This is a genomic window from Bordetella bronchialis, from assembly GCF_001676705.1.
In the GTDB taxonomy this organism is placed as follows: domain Bacteria; phylum Pseudomonadota; class Gammaproteobacteria; order Burkholderiales; family Burkholderiaceae_B; genus Bordetella_C; species Bordetella_C bronchialis.
In genome coordinates this window covers 3,241,880-3,254,848 of record NZ_CP016170.1, presented here as the reverse complement: position 1 = coordinate 3,254,848, position 12,969 = coordinate 3,241,880, and the positions used below count along the sequence as shown (strand labels likewise).

The following is a 12,969-nucleotide window of genomic DNA, read 5'->3' as shown; positions in this document are numbered from 1 at the left end:
GCGAGGTCTCCGCTGGCCACTATAGGCAGCGGCCGTTCATACGTAAAATAGAAATAAAAGATCAATTGATAGAGAAACCCCATGAATCTCTCGGCCCGGCACCTGCGCGCCTTTGTCGCCCTGGCGGAGGAAAAGCACTTCACGCGGGCCGCGCAGCGCTGCCACCTGACCCAGCCGGCCTTCAGCGCCCTGATCCGCGCCATCGAGGACGACGCCGGCATGCGGCTGTTCGACCGCACCACGCGGCACGTGGAGCTGACGGCGGAAGGGCGCGTGCTGGAGACATCCGCCCGCCGCTTGCTGGCGGACTTCGATCTGGTCATGGAAGACTTGCGCGACCACGCCGCCCGCCGCCGGGGCCGGGTGGCGCTGGCGGCTTTGCCGTCGCTGGCCGCCGGCTGGCTGCCGGAGATCCTGGCCGGTTTCCACCGCAGCTATCCCGGCATCGCGCTGACACTGCGCGACGCGCTGCTCGATCCCTGCCTGGACATGGTGCGCGACGGCGAGGTCGATTTCGCCGTGGCCTCGCGGCGGGCCGATATGGCCGACCTGGACAGCGAGTTCCTGCATGCCGACCGCTTCCACCTGGTCTGCCGCGCCGACCACCCGCTGGCGGCGCAGGCGGCGGTCACGCTGGCCCAGGTGGTCAAGTGGCCGCTGATCCAGCTGGCGCGCAATAGCAGCGTCCGCCAACACCTGGATGCCGCGCTGGGGCGGCGGCGGCTGCGGCCGCTGGTGGAAGTGGAGCACCTTGCCACCGTGACGGGCCTGGTCGCCGCGGGCCTGGGCGTCAGCCTGGTGCCGGCGATGACCCTGTTCCATTTCCGTCGTCCCGGGGTGGCGATCCGGCCCCTGGCGGGCAAGGCGCCCACCCGTGCGCTATACCTGGTCAAGCGCAGCGGACGCACCTTGCCGCTGGCCGCCCAGACCCTGTACCAGACTCTGTTGCGGGAGCGTGAAAATATCGCGTCGCTGGAGCGCGATGCGGGGCTTTCACGATAGTCTATGGATGATTAAACTTCGATAGAAGTTTTCCTATGTCTTTCCGTCCGGAGCCGCTCATGAACAAACAGATCATTCACACCCAGGATGCCCCCAAGGCTGTCGGGCCGTATTCGCAGGCGGTGGCCGTGTCCGGTTCCCAGACGGTCTACCTGTCGGGCCAGATCGGCCTGGAGCCCCATAGCGGCGAACTGGTGTCCGAAAGCTTCGAGGGCCAGGTCAAGCAGGCCTTCTCGAATATGCTCGCCGTGGTGCAGGCCGCGGGAGGCAGCAAGGAGAACGTCGTCAAGCTGACGCTCTTCCTGACCGACCTGGGCAAGTTCGGCACCGTCAATACCATCATGGCCGACGTCTTCCCCGAGCCCTATCCGGCGCGTTCCACCGTGGGCGTGGCCAGCCTGCCCAAGGGCGCGCAGTTCGAAGTGGAAGCCGTCGTCGTCCTGTAGAAGGCGCCGCCAGCCGCCGTTTCCCGCATTCCACGCGCGCCACCATGCCTGTCGCCGCGGCCCCGCGCAAAGCACGCGCGCCTGCGTCCGATGCCGCCCCGGCGTCGCGCGGCGACGTGGTCGCGCGCCGGCTTCAGGCGCTGGGCCTGGCGGAGCCCGCCGACCTGATCCTGCACTTGCCGCTGCGCTACGAGGACGAGACCCGGGTAACGCCCATCTCCGCCCTGCGGCCCGGTTTCGCCGCGCAGGTGGAAGGGGAAATCACGCGCTGTGAAGTCCAGTACCGCCCGCGCCGCCAATTGACCGCCGCCATCGCCGACGAAAGCGGCGAGCTGCAATTGCGCTGGCTCAATTTCTATCCCAGCCAGCAGCGTCAGCTGACCGTCGGCCGGCGGCTGCGCGCGCGCGGAGAAGTGCGCGGCGGCCTGTTCGGGCGCGAGATGGTGCACCCTCGCATGAGCAGCGCCGATGCGCCCTTGGCCACCGCGCTGACCCCGGTCTATCCCACCACGGAGGGCCTGCAGCAGCCCGTGCTGCGCAAGGCCATCGCCCAGGCGCTAACGCAGGCCGACCTGGCCGACACGCTGCCGCCGGCCGTGCGCGAGCGCTATGGCCTGGCGCCTTTCGACGAATCCATACACCTGCTGCACGCCCCGCCGCCGGGCGTCTCCGAACACGCGCTCGTCGAACGCGCGCATTCGGCCTGGCGCCGCATCAAGTTCGACGAGCTGCTGGCGCAGCAGCTGTCGCTGGCGGCCGCGCGCGCCGCCCGCCGCGCGCACAAGGCGCTGCCGCTGCCGCGGTCCGGCGATGGCGGCGGCCTGGTGGCGCGCCTGTACGGCGCCTTGCCCTTCGCGCTGACGGGCGCGCAGGAGCGCGTGGTCGCGGAAATCGCCGCCGACCTGGCGCGGCCCTTTCCCATGCATCGCCTGTTGCAGGGCGACGTGGGCAGCGGCAAGACGGTGGTCGCCGCGCTGGCGGCCGCGCAGGCCATGGAGGCGGGGGCGCAGGTGGCGCTGATGGCGCCCACGGAAATCCTGGCCGAGCAGCACTTCCGGAAACTGGTGGATTGGCTGGAGCCCCTGGGCGTCCGCGTGGCATGGCTGAGCGGCAGCGTGGGCGCGAAGGCGCGGCGCGAAGCGGCGGCCGCGGCCGCCGACGGCAGCGTGCAGCTGGTCGTGGGCACGCAGGCGCTCATCCAGGACCATGTGGCCTTCCACAAGCTGGGCCTGTCCATCGTGGACGAACAGCACCGCTTCGGCGTCGGCCAGCGGCTGGCGCTGAACCGCAAGGGCGAATCGGCGCGCGGCCGCATCGTCCCGCATCAGCTGAACATGAGCGCCACGCCCATCCCGCGCACGCTGGCCATGACTTTTTTCGCCGACCTGGACGTCTCCGTCATCGACGAGCTGCCGCCCGGCCGCACGCCCGTCGTCACCAAGCTGGTCGCCGATGCGCGGCGCGAGGAAGTCATCGCGCATATCGCCCAGGCTGCGCGCGCGGGGCGCCAGGCCTACTGGGTCTGCCCGCTGGTCGAGGAAAGCGAGGCCCTGGAGCTGCAGACCGCGGTGGACACCTACGAGGCCATGCGCGCCGACCTGCCCGATCTGCGCATCGGCCTGGTCCACGGCCGCCTGCCGCAGAACGAGAAAGCGGAGGTCATGCAGGCCTTTCGCGAAGGCCGTATCGACGTGCTGGTCGCCACCACGGTAATCGAAGTCGGCGTGGACGTGCCCAATGCGTCGCTGATGGTGATCGAGCATGCCGAGCGCTTCGGCCTGGCGCAGTTGCACCAGTTGCGCGGGCGGGTGGGGCGGGGCACCGCCGAATCGGTGTGCGTGCTGCTGTACCAGGCGCCGCTGTCGCGCATCGCGCGCGAGCGCCTGCGCGCCATGTTCGAGACCGCCGACGGTTTCGAGATCGCCCGGCGCGATCTCGTGCAGCGTGGCCCCGGGGAATTCCTGGGCACCCGGCAATCGGGCCTGGCGCTGCTGCGCTTCGCCGATATCGAACTGGATGCCGCCATCGCCGAGCAGGCACGCGAGGCGGCGGCCTGGCTGCGCAAGGACCATCCGGATGCGGTGCAGGCCCATCTGGCGCGGTGGATGCGCGGCCGTGAAGATTTCCTGCGTACGTGACGATCGTGATCCAACGCGCCGCCCGGCGGCCCTGATACGGAACCCCAGCCATGACTCTCACCGAACTGAAGTACATCGTCGCCGTGGCGCGCGAACGCCATTTCGGCCGCGCCGCCGAAGCCTGTTTCGTCAGCCAGCCGACCCTGTCGGTGGCGATACGCAAGCTCGAGGACGAGCTGGGGGTGACGATCTTCGAGCGCGGCGGGGCGGAAGTCGGGGTGACGCCCATCGGGCAGCGCATCGTTGCCCAGGCGCAGAAGGTGCTGGAGGAAAGCGCCAGCATCAAGGAAATCGCGCGCCAGGGGCACGACCCGCTGGCGGGGCCGTTGCGGGTGGGCGTGATCCATACCATCGGGCCTTATCTATTGCCGCGGCTGGTCCCGGTGCAGATCGAGCGCACCCCGCAAATGCCCCTGTTGCTGCAGGAAAACTTTACGCTGCGGCTGGTGGAATTGCTGCGCCAGGGTGAAATCGACTGCGCCATCATGGCCCTGCCGCTGCCGGAGGCCGGGCTCGTCATCCAGCCCCTGTACGACGAACCCTTCCTGGTCGCGGTGCCCAAGGACCACCCCTGGGCGGATCGCGCCGCCATTCCGGCCCAGGACCTGAAGCAGCAGACCATGCTGCTGCTGGGCAGCGGCCATTGCTTCCGCGACCAAGTGCTGGAGGTCTGCCCCGAGCTGTCGCGTTTTTCGGCGGCCAGCGACGGCATCCAGCGTACCTTCGAGGGATCCTCTCTGGAAACCATCCGCCACATGGTGGCCGCCGGCATCGGCATCACGGTGCTGCCGGTGACCGCGGTGCCGGAGAACCCGCCGGCCGACAGCCTGCTGCGCTATATCCCGCTGGAAGCCCCCGTGCCGGACCGGCGCGTCGTGCTGGCCTGGCGGCGCAGCTTCCCGCGCCTGGCGGCCATCGAGGCCCTGGCGCAGTCGGTCTATGCCACGCCCTTGCCGGGCGTCCGGATGCTGGAAGGTGTGGCCGCCGCCCACCAGGACTAGGGCGGCGGCTACGCCGGGAGCCATTGCGGGCGGCCGCGCTCCCGCAGCGCCGCGCGCAAGGCCGCGGCCAGTTCCGGGTCCGTGCCGCCGGGTGTCGCCGACGCCGCCGCGCGCGCGGGGCCGGCGGCAGGCAGGGGCCCCTGCAGCGCTTCGTACAAATGGCCATCGATGGAGAATCCCGACCCGCCGTATTCGCCGAAGCCGCTGTCGTCCGAAGTGGCGGTGCTGGCGCGGTGTCCTTGCGCCGCGGGGGGTGGGGGAGCGGGGCGTAGCGGCGGACGCGGTGCGGTCCGGCCGTATCCGCTTTCGTCGCGTGACACCGCCGCGGGGCCGCCGTCGTTCCGCTGGAGGCGCGCGCCGGTGACCGCGTGGAGATCGTCATCCGGCGATTCATCGATCGTGGCATAGACGGGTTCGTCATCCGATCCATGGATGGCGGCCCGGACGCCGCGATCGTGCGGCGGGCGCAGGGCGGCGTAGGCGTCCGCGCCGGCGGCGCGCGTGGGCTCCTTGCGACGCATGAAACCGAAGAAGGGCTTCGAGATGGCGTAACCGTCGGAACCCACCGACCGTGCCGATCTGCTGCTGTGGCGTCCACGCCCCCGCGATAGCGGCGCCAGCCAGCCCAGGCCCGGCCGGCGGTTCGCGTCCGCCGGTTCCGCCACGTCGCGCGGCAGGCGATGCGCCAGGGAATCCAGGCGATCCCATATGCCGGTCCGCGCGACGATGTCGTCGACGGCGCGGGTCCGCCATGCCGCGGCGGCAGGGCCCGGGCGGAAGCTGGGGATACCGACCTCATGCATGCCGGCATCCAGCCGCGCATGCAGCGACAGGGCTTCCTGGCACAGCGTACGCGTCAGGTCCCCCGCGACGTCGTAGCCTTGCAGGGTGCGCACGAAGCGCGCGGGCCGCGACGCGGCGGCCGTATCCTGGCCTTGCTCGTGCACCGCGCCTGCGTGGCGGACGGCGTCGCGGATCAGGCTCTCCAGCGTGTCCGCAAGCGGTACGCCGGCATCCGCGGGGCCGTACAGCATGGCGTGCAGGAATCCGGCCTGCCTGAACAATCTGGCGCGGAAGTCCTGCACCAGCGAATCGCGCAGCGTATCCATGCGCTTGTCCGCCTGGACGCGCGCGCTGCCCTGGAGCCGTTCCAGGAATGCCTGGGCGTCGTCCGGCGCGCCGGCGTCCTGGCCCGATACGGGGGGTACGCCGACCAGGGCCTTCAGTTCGGCGTCGCTCAGTTCCTCGACGCAGGCCTCCAGCAAGCGGGACTGTCCCACGCCGCGGTCGTCCAGCATCCCTATCCGCTCGCGCAGCGCTTGCAGTTGCAGGAAGAACGCCGTGCGGCCGGACGCGCCGGCCGGCGTCGCCAGCGATGCGCACGCTGTTTTCAGGAGGGGCGCCCCATTGCGCTTGGCCGACGCGGTACGGACGGCGGTCCGGAGGTCGCCGAGCAGCGTGTCCGCGGCCGCGCGGAGGCTTGCATCCTTGACCTTGGCGGTCAGGTGCGCGCCACCCTGGATATGCGCGCTCAAGGCGCCGCCGGCCAGGCTGCGCAGGTCGCGATCGCCCAGCCGCCGGGTCTCGCCATCGAGCAGCCGTTGCCATACCGCCGGAGCCGAGTCGCCGTGCAGCGCACCGAGCCATGCGCGCGCCTCGTGCAGCGCCTGCAGTTTGTGGGGCGACAGGGGCTTGTCGCCGGCCTGCCGGCAAGCCATGAGCACCTTGACGATCTGGCGCTGCGCATCCGCCTCGGCCCGCTTCATGCGCTTGTCCACCTTGGGGTGCAGGGCCGGGGCCTCCGCGGCCCGCATGGCCTTGGACGTGGCCCGCGCGGGCCCCGCGACATCGGCGGCGATCGGGGCCCGGGAAGGCGCGCGCGGGACGCTTGCGTCGGCCAGACTCCGTGCGCGGTGGATTTCACCCAGGATGCCGGTTTCCTCAAGCACCTTGTGCATGAGCGTACGCCGCAGCGCGGCGACGGCCGCCGGCGAGGCGTAGCCGGCCACGCCGGCATCGTCCAGCGCCCGCTGGATGCGATCGTCGATACGCCCCAGTCCGTCGCGCAGCCGTCCCGGCAGGGCGCCCAGGTCGCCGGCCTGCCCGGGCGAGGCGCCCAGCGTTTCGTTCGCGGCATGCTCCAGCAATAGTCTCACGGTGTCCGCCGGGGACGAGCGCAATAGCGCATGCGTGCTGCCGTGCATCGCCAGGCGCGCGTGCCAGCGCTGTGCGCTGGCGTGGAGGACGCCGGCCTCTTCGAACAGCGCGGGCTGTGCCTGCCGCGCCCAGGATGGCACCTGCGAGTGCAAGTCCTCTTGCAGTACGCGCCACGCGGCGTCAGCCACGCCGTCCAGTACGACATGGATATCGTCGGCCAGCCCCTGGCGCAGCGCACCGGGGTTGCGTCCATAGGCGTCCGGCGAATGATGGGCCAGCCAGAAATCCAGTCCGCCTCCCGGCCGGGCCAATTGTGCACGCAGGCCGTCGGGGTGGTGGCGGCCACTGGCCGACAGATCCCGCAACAGGGCCGCGAGCGCCGTTTCGCCGCCGCTTTCCCCGCCCTGGGCCCTGTGCATGAGCTTGACGGCGGGGTACAGAAAGTCCGCGGGATCCTGCCCGTGGGGACGCAGCATTTTCATGCCGGTCGACAGATCGAGCAGCTGCCGGAGGATGCCGGCGGACAGCTCGACCCGGCCGCCGCCGTCGCGATACGCGCCGCCCAATGCCCGCAGTGGGCCGGCGGTGGCTTCCAGGGCGGTCGCGCATTCGAGTACGTGCGCGACCGCGGCGCCCTGCTGCCCGGGCGCGCCCGCGGGCGCCTGGCGTGCCTGCAGCAGGGCGTCGCGGCGATGCCTGGCTTGCCTGGCGCCCACTTCGGGCAGATATGCGCGCAGGGTGCGGTCGGTCAGCACGTCGCCCAGCGTATTCCGTACGGCCGTCTGCCGGCCCAGTTTGGCGGTGTCGCGCTCGAGCTTGGCCAGGTCCGCGGCGCGTGGCGCGCGGCCCGTACGCGCCAGCATCAGCCTGGCCGTGCGCGCGATGCGCGTGCGGCAGCGGCTTGCCCTGTCGACGCGCGACTGGTGCTCGCCGCGGACCAGCGCGAAGGGCGCGTGGGATCGGCCGGCGGGCTGTATGGAATGAGGGGAGGGGACTAGCGTAAGGGGAGCCGTGGCGGCTCCGGAAATGGGCGGCATGATGCGGGTGTGGATACGGGCAAATAGCGCCGCCAGTCTAGGCTGGCCGTCCCGCTTCATCCATAAGCCGGACGCGCGGCCGCCGCGCGAATTGCCCGGGGGCCCTGTAGGGCCAGGCCGACGGCCCGCCGCGAGGATGTCCATCCGATTCTTCCCGCGGGTCTTGGCTTCCGATATATAAACGAGCTTGAAATCGTGCATTACACGTTTAAAGAGACCCGGCCGATATTTTGCGGATCGCCGTGATGGGCGTGGAACCGGGCCAGCTTTACGGTATCCTTTGGGCCCTTCCGCTTCGGCCGGCCCATGGTCCGGTGGATGGCGGAGCACCCTGGCGGACCATAAGTCCACCATTTGGCATGGAGTGCGCACTAGGAGATGACGATGAAGAAAAACCATCATTTGGCGGCCGCGGCCGCGCTCGCAATCACGGCTGGCCTGTTCACCCTTGGCGCGCAGGCGCAAACGATCAAGATCGCCGCGGTCGGGCCCACCACCGGGCCGGTCACGCAATATGGCGATATGGTGCGCGAGGGCGTCGACACGGCTGTCGAGCAGGTGAATGCCGCCGGCGGCGTCAACGGCAGGAAGCTGGAAGTCGTCGTCGTCGACGACGGTTGCGAACCCAAGCAGGGGCCGACCGCCGCGAATCGCGTGGTGAACGAAAAGATCGGCTTCGTCGTGGGGCCCGTATGCTCGGGGGCCTCCATCGCCGCCGCGCCCATCTACGAACAGGAAGGCGTGGTCATGGTGACGCCCTCGGCGACCTCGCCGGCGCTGACCGACGGCAAGAAGTACAACTTCGTTTTCCGTACCATCGGCCGCGACGACCAGCAAGGTCCGGCCGCGGCGGCCTACATCATCGACAAGGCCAAGCCCAAGAAGGTCGCGGTGCTGCATGACAAGCAGTCGTATGGGCAGGGTATCGCCACCTCGGTCAAGAACCAGCTGGACAAGGCCGGCGTGCCGGTGGCCGTCTTCGAGGGCATCAATGCCGGCGACAGCGATTATTCCGCGGTCATCACCAAGCTCAAGAGCGAAAACGTCGACTTCGTGTACTACGGCGGCTATCACCCCGAAATGGGCCTGCTGATGCGCCAGGCCGCGGAGCAGGGCCTGAAGGCGCGCTTCATGGGCCCCGAAGGCGCCGGCAATCCGGATATCAATGCCATCGCCGGGCCGGCCGTGGAAGGCATGCTGCTGACCTTGCCGGCGGACTTCTCGCAGGATCCCAGGAATGCCGCGCTGGTCAAGGCATTCAAGGACAAGAAACGCAATCCGGCCGGTGCCTTCCAGATGACCGCCTATTCGGCGACGATGGCCATCGTCGACGGCATCAAGGGCGCGGGCTCCACGGACCCGACCAAGGTCGCGGCATGGCTGCACAAGAACAGCATCGATTCCCCCATCGGGAATATCTCCTGGAACTCGCAGGGCGACCTGAACAACTTCGCCTTCAAGGTGTACGAGTGGCACAAGGACGGCTCGCATACCCAGGTTGACTAGGGCGGCCGCGCAGACGCCGGCCGCGCAGACGCCGGCCGCGCCGAAGCCGGCCGCGCCGAAGCCGGCCGCGCCGAAGCCGGCCGCGCCGAAGCCGGCCGCCGGCATCGAGGCACCCCGGACGGGCCTCGATGCCGCGCCGATTCCACCGGCCCGCGGCCCGGTATGATGAAGCGGCAAACGGAGGCATCCTTGATGAGCAGTGGTGAAGCAGTACCCCCCACCGTCCGGCCCGATTTCATGCCGTACGAGGCCTTTCACAGTGCACAGGCGGCCGTAGAGCGCCTGATTGCCATCTACGAACGGAATACGGCCTACCTGCGCGACGGCCTGCAGCGCGTCACGGCAGGGGACGACCTGCAGGGCGTGCGGGTGCGCGCCTGCTATCCCAGCGTCCGCATCGCCGTCCATACCTACGATCCGGTCGATACCCGCCTGTCGTATGGCCATGTCGCCGAACCGGGCGTGTATCAGACGACCGTCACGCAGCCCCGCCTGTTCAAGGATTACCTGACCGAGCAGATCGGCCATCTGCTGCAGAATCACAAGGTGCCGGTCGAAGTGGGCGAGTCCAACGTGCCCATTCCCTTGCACTTCGCCTTTCCCGACGGCGCCTATGTGGAAGGCGAGCACCTGGAAGCCCTCCGGCGTCCGCTGCGCGATATCTTCGACGTGCCCGACCTGGCCATCACCGACGACGCCATCGTCAACGGCACCTGGCGCGGCCGCGACAACGAGCCCCGGCCCCTGGGCCCCTTTACCGCGCCGCGCGTGGACTACTCCCTGCACCGGCTGCAGCACTATACGGCCACGGCGCCGGCGCATTTCCAGAACTACATTCTCTTCACCAATTACCAGTTCTATGTGGACGAGTTCTGCGCCCGCGCGCGCGCCATGCTGGCGGCCGGAGAGGGCGATTACGACGCCCTGATCGAGCCGGGCAACCGCATCATGCGGCGCGGGGAAGCCATTGCCACGGACGCGGCCGCGGGGCGCCTGCCTCAGATGCCGGCCTATCACCTGACGCGTGCCGATCATTCCGGCATTACCCTGGTCAACATCGGGGTGGGGCCTTCCAATGCCAAGACCATCACCGATCACATCGCCGTGCTGCGTCCGCATGCCTGGCTGATGCTGGGGCATTGCGCCGGCTTGCGGACCTCGCAAAGGCTGGGCGATTACGTGCTGGCGCACGGCTATGTGCGCGACGATCACGTTCTCGACGCCGACCTGCCCACATGGGTGCCCGTCCCGCCGCTGGCGGAAGTCCAGGTGGCGCTGGAGCAGGCCGTGGAGGAAGTCGCGGGCCTTTCGGGATGGGAGCTCAAGCGCATCATGCGTACCGGCACCGTGGCCACCATCGACAACCGCAACTGGGAGCTGCGCGACCAATCCGAGCCCGTCCAGCGTTTCGCCCAGTCCCGGGCCATCGCGCTGGATATGGAATCGGCCACCATCGCGGCCAACGGCTTCCGCTTTCGCGTGCCCTACGGCACCTTGCTATGCGTATCGGATAAGCCGCTGCATGGCGAATTGAAGCTGCCCGGCATGGCCACCGCCTTCTACCGCCGGCAGGTCGGGCAGCATCTGGAAATCGGCATCCGGGCGCTGGAGCGCCTGCGCGACATGCCGCCCGAACGGCTGCATTCGCGCAAGCTGCGCAGTTTCATGGAAACGGCTTTCCAGTGAAGCCTGTTCGTCCGGCGCGTGTGTATCGAGCGCGAACCGAAAGCCACGACGGATGCCCAGCTGAAGGCCCGATCCGAAGCGCCGACGCCGTGGTCCGAACCCGGCGCCTTCAACCGCTGACGATGGTGCATTCCTTATCGGCCGCTTCCAGCCGCAGCGGTGTGCCCGCGGGCAGGGCGGCCAGCGCCTGCCAGGTGGTCTCATCCACCACGGCGATCGGTACGTCGATTCCGTACAGTTCGGATGCGACGATGCAGCCCAGCGCCACGATCAGATCGCGGTCCCGCATGACGATGGCGCGCGGCCCGGTGCCGTGGCGGATGGCCTCGGCCAGCACGCTGCTGCTGGAGCTGGAGCCCTTGGCGCGCGCCATCAGCAGGCAGGTGTCCCGCAGCGTCATGCCGAACTGCGGATGGCGCGGTTCGATGATGGCGCCGGCCTGGGCGTCATAGCCGCCCCAGAAACTCAGCGGTTCTTCCAGTCGCAGCAGGCCGCCCGCCCCGCGGCCGGGAACGACGGTATCGCCGCGATACCTGGCCGGCGCGTCAGCTTTCATCGAAGCACACCTTGCCTTGCACGGCCGATCGCACGCATTCGCGCAGGCTGCCGTAGGCCACCTGCACGCCGATATTGGCCGGCGCATAGTGCGCCCATTTGCCGGAATTGGTCATGACCAGGCCGCGGGTCTGCCGCATGATGGGGGTGATGTAGGTACAGGTGTCCGTGACGAACTGCACGCCGGCATGGCGCAGGCGCTCGGCCTGTCCGGAGGCCTCCAGCTCCCACAGGATGTAGCGGCTGGTGTTGACATAGAAGTCCACCGCCAGGCGCTGGTCCGCCTGGGCCAGCAATCGCTCCAGCGCCGCGCATTCCGCCAGCGAGAAGTGCGGCGTGCCCACGCTTACCGCGGCCAGCGTCGCGCCCGGCGCGGCCTGGTTCAAGGAAGCCCGCACCGCACGCAAGGCCGCAAGGCCCACGCGGATGGTCGGCGCCTCGGCATCCTTCACCGGCACCCCCGGCGTCGCGACGCCCGCCGTCGAGAAGCGCTGCAGGGAGACGCCGGGCGTGCGCGTGTCCGGGCCGCTCTCATCGGCCGCATCCAACCCGGACGGCGCCACGCCATTCAGGGCCGCCTGCAGCGTGGGCGCTTCCGGCGTGATGCCGACGGCGTGAAACAGGGCGATGGCGCCGCTGGATGCCGCCGCGGCGCCCAGCGCCTTGAGTTCGTCTTCCGTCGTGTCGGCGGGCAAGCCGGTGATGGCCGGGATGGCGCCGCCGGCGCGCTGGCCGATCAGCAGGCCCAGGGCCGCATACCAGATGTCGCGGCTGCCGGGGTCGCGCGGGAAATCGTCGTCCAGCGCGAACACCACCCCGGCCCGGCGGTTCCGCGGCAGATGCAGCCCGCAGCGCGGCGCGCGTCCCGTCAATGCCGCGCAAAGATCCATGAAGTCGCCGTAGCGGTTGGTGCGCGCGCCCAGCACGGAATTGGCGAAGACGATGGCATTGGATTCCGCCCAGGCGATCTGCTGGCCCAGGCGGGGCCGATGCTTGAGCTGGTAGGGCGCGCAGGTAAAGCTGGATTCGCAGCCCAGCTCGATATGCGCCTGCATCAGGCGCGTGCCGGCGTTGCGCAGGGCGTCGTCGCCGCGAAACAGTTCCGGGTGGATCAAGTCCATGGAGCCGACGTTCAGCGTGGTCGGGACCACCACCTTGCCGCCGCCCTGCACGAGCTTTTCGACGAAATCCAGGCTGGCCTGTCCATGGTACAGGCAGCCGTCGATGTGGGCGCTTTCGATGTCGATCAGGCTATCCGCGCCCATGACGGCGGCCGACCGCAGCAAAACCCGCATGGCCAGCGCGGCCGCCGGGCCCTGGTCCCCGCCGAGCAGGGCCTGGTCGTAGTCCGAAAGCGCGATCACGGGTGTCTTCCTTGCGGCGGCGAAGAGAGGAATTGTAGTCGGCTTGCCGCCGCGGCGGATTGGCGGGTAATGTGAAG

At 69.5% G+C, this 12,969-nt stretch carries 9 protein-coding genes; 6 read left to right on the top strand and 3 right to left on the bottom strand.

All coding sequences use genetic code 11. From position 1 onward, the window contains the following. The first annotated feature begins 81 nt into the window (after positions 1–81). From BAU06_RS14400 to BAU06_RS14385, 4 genes are read left to right on the top strand one after another with little or no spacing between them, the layout of a single operon-like run. On the top strand, positions 82–1,002 hold the full coding sequence (locus BAU06_RS14400) for a LysR family transcriptional regulator (protein WP_066350336.1): 921 nt from the start codon (positions 82–84) through the stop codon (positions 1,000–1,002). Between the two features lie 59 nt (positions 1,003–1,061). Then, positions 1,062–1,448 carry a Rid family detoxifying hydrolase gene (locus BAU06_RS14395; protein WP_066350334.1) on the top strand — a complete coding sequence of 129 codons (387 nt, stop codon included), beginning with the start codon at positions 1,062–1,064 and terminating at the stop codon, positions 1,446–1,448. Positions 1,449–1,492: 44 nt separating this feature from the next. Further along, positions 1,493–3,586 carry an ATP-dependent DNA helicase RecG gene (recG, locus tag BAU06_RS14390; protein WP_066350332.1) on the top strand — a complete coding sequence of 698 codons (2,094 nt, stop codon included), beginning with the start codon at positions 1,493–1,495 and terminating at the stop codon, positions 3,584–3,586. Positions 3,587–3,636: 50 nt separating this feature from the next. Continuing rightward, positions 3,637–4,587 (top strand): LysR substrate-binding domain-containing protein, encoded by a 951-nt coding sequence (locus BAU06_RS14385; protein ID WP_066350327.1) that lies wholly within the window; start codon positions 3,637–3,639, stop codon positions 4,585–4,587. Between the two features lie 8 nt (positions 4,588–4,595). On the opposite strand, the gene BAU06_RS14380 is transcribed toward BAU06_RS14385, so the two are convergent. After that, the gene (locus BAU06_RS14380) at positions 4,596–7,607 is read right to left on the bottom strand and encodes a hypothetical protein (RefSeq protein WP_066350325.1); all 3,012 of its coding nucleotides are present in this window, start codon (positions 7,605–7,607) and stop codon (positions 4,596–4,598) included. A 558-nt stretch (positions 7,608–8,165) separates the two neighbouring features. Between BAU06_RS14380 and BAU06_RS14375 the strand changes: the two genes are divergently transcribed. Next, positions 8,166–9,287 carry a branched-chain amino acid ABC transporter substrate-binding protein gene (locus BAU06_RS14375; protein WP_156770232.1) on the top strand — a complete coding sequence of 374 codons (1,122 nt, stop codon included), beginning with the start codon at positions 8,166–8,168 and terminating at the stop codon, positions 9,285–9,287. A gap of 192 nt (positions 9,288–9,479) precedes the next feature. Next, positions 9,480–10,973, top strand: coding sequence for an AMP nucleosidase (locus BAU06_RS14370; RefSeq protein ID WP_066350320.1), 1,494 nt, complete (start codon positions 9,480–9,482; stop codon positions 10,971–10,973). Between the two features lie 109 nt (positions 10,974–11,082). On the opposite strand, the gene BAU06_RS14365 is transcribed toward BAU06_RS14370, so the two are convergent. Together BAU06_RS14365 and BAU06_RS14360 are read right to left on the bottom strand one after the other, a co-directional pair. Continuing rightward, positions 11,083–11,529, bottom strand: a complete 447-nt coding sequence (locus BAU06_RS14365; protein WP_066350318.1) for an aconitase X swivel domain-containing protein — start codon at positions 11,527–11,529, stop codon at positions 11,083–11,085. Beyond that, positions 11,519–12,892 (bottom strand): aconitase X, encoded by a 1,374-nt coding sequence (locus BAU06_RS14360; protein ID WP_066350315.1) that lies wholly within the window; start codon positions 12,890–12,892, stop codon positions 11,519–11,521. Before BAU06_RS14360 ends, BAU06_RS14365 begins: the two co-directional genes overlap by 11 nt. Positions 12,893–12,969 lie beyond the last annotated feature (77 nt).